Annotated in this window: 2 protein-coding genes; both read left to right on the top strand. The window is 47.6% G+C overall.

Going from position 1 to position 1,726, the window contains the following annotated elements; genetic code table 11:
- Window positions 1-61: 61 nt before the first annotated feature.
- Entirely contained in the window at window positions 62-475 is a 414-nt protein-coding gene (locus tag RG47T_RS25440) for a single-stranded DNA-binding protein (RefSeq protein ID WP_074493919.1), read from the top strand.
- A 52-nt stretch (window positions 476-527) separates the two neighbouring features.
- The gene (locus RG47T_RS25445; protein WP_074493921.1) at window positions 528-1,586 is read left to right on the top strand and encodes a DUF932 domain-containing protein; all 1,059 of its coding nucleotides are present in this window, start codon (window positions 528-530) and stop codon (window positions 1,584-1,586) included.
- Window positions 1,587-1,726: the final 140 nt, after the last annotated feature.

Raw genomic sequence — 1,726 nt, forward strand, 5'->3', positions numbered from 1 at the left:
CACACAGGGACACGGGCGAAAGAAAGAAACAACAAAAAAAGTTCACTAAAAATCAAAAAAAATGGAAATCACAGGAAGAGTGGTAGCAAACGCAGCCGTAAGGACTACCAAAACAGACAAAAAAGTAACAGCCTTTACCATCGCCATTAACGACAGCTACAAGCCTAAAGACAAGGACAGGGTACAAATCACCACCTACGTGGATTGTTCCTACTGGCGCAATCCCGGCATAGCCGAATACCTGACCAAAGGTACTTTGGTGCAATTGTCCGGACGGATGCAGGCCGGGGCGTATATCAACAAGGACGGCGAAGCCGTAGGCACACTGAATTTTAACACCGAAAGTATTAAGCTACTCGGCAAATCCGCAGGCACACCCGCCGAAAGGGAAACGGAAAAAGCTGCCCCAAAAGCGGGGAAGAAGCAAACAGCCAACGCAGGAGGCGCACCCGACGACGACGACCTGCCATTCTAATCCACCCGAAGCACAGATAGTTAAAATTCAAACACGTAAAATTTAAAAGAAAATGGCACACAATATCAATTTCAACGAGCAGACAGGACAGCACAGCTTTTTCAGCGTAAAGCAAAAGGCATGGCATGGATTAGGGCAGATTGTCGAAGGATACCCGACCAGTAAGGATGCATTGCAATTTGCAGGGCTTGACTACGAGGTGATCAAATCACCGCTGTTTACCCAAAGCAGGGCAATGACCATAGGTGATGCGGGTGAATTGGTAGAGGGTACAGACATTACCGTCCCTAATTACTACGCCACCATGCGCACCGATAACAATACCGTATTGGGCGTAGTAGGCAGGGATTACGGAATCGTACAGAACCGGGATGCGTTCAGCTTCTTTGACGCCATCGTGGGCGGGGACGGGATGCAATATGAAACTGCAGGGGCTTTAGGCAACGGGGAGCGTATTTTCATTACCGCCAAACTTCCCGGCTACATCAAGGTAGGCCAAGATGATTATATTGAAAAATACCTTTTCCTGACCACCTCGCACGATGGTTCGGGCAGTATCACCGCAGCATTTACCCCCGTTAGAATTGTCTGCCAGAATACCCTCGGCGCAGCACTCAGGAACAGTTCCAATACGATTAAGATACGCCACACGGCCAACGCAGAGGACAGGCTAAAGGAAGCCCACAAGGTTATGGGTATTTCTAACAAAATGGCTGATGAACTGGACGGCATTTTTAACCAATGGACAAAGGTGCGCATTACCGATAAGGACGTCATGAAGCTGATACAGCAAGCAATGGCACCGAGCAAAGAGGTACTAAAGAGCCTGAAAACAGGTGAGGAACTATCCACCGTGTTCAAAAACATCTGCGATAACGCCTTTATGTACGCAATGGCAAGCCCGACCCAACAGACCGAAACTACCAAAGGGACTTTGTTCGGGGCATACAACGCCATTACCGGCTACTTCCAAAATGTCAAGGAATACAAGGACGATGAAGCTAAAGTAAAATCCATCATCGGCGGTACAGGCCAATTGCGCACACAGGCTGCATTTGATTTATGCCTCGGCTACGCCAAAAGCGGTGAAGAAGCATTAACCCTTAATTAATCAATCAAAGGGGGAGCAATCCCCCTTTGATTAAATGAACAAACATGAAAACGATAACGCTCAAACTATACAACTTTAACCAACTGGACAAGGAAGCCAGGCAAAAAGCCCTGACCACTTATCAGGATTTAAATATCGGT

Origin of the sequence: Mucilaginibacter polytrichastri (assembly GCF_001911425.1) — a bacterium.
GTDB lineage: Bacteria > Bacteroidota > Bacteroidia > Sphingobacteriales > Sphingobacteriaceae > Mucilaginibacter > Mucilaginibacter polytrichastri.

Bases quoted from the DNA above. Each gene is read 5' to 3' on its own strand.
- RG47T_RS25440 (WP_074493919.1), top strand. From the start codon at position 62: ATGGAAATCACAGGAAGAGTGGTAGCAAACGCAGCCGTAAGGACTACC.
- RG47T_RS25445 (WP_074493921.1), top strand. From the start codon at position 528: ATGGCACACAATATCAATTTCAACGAGCAGACAGGACAGCACAGCTTT.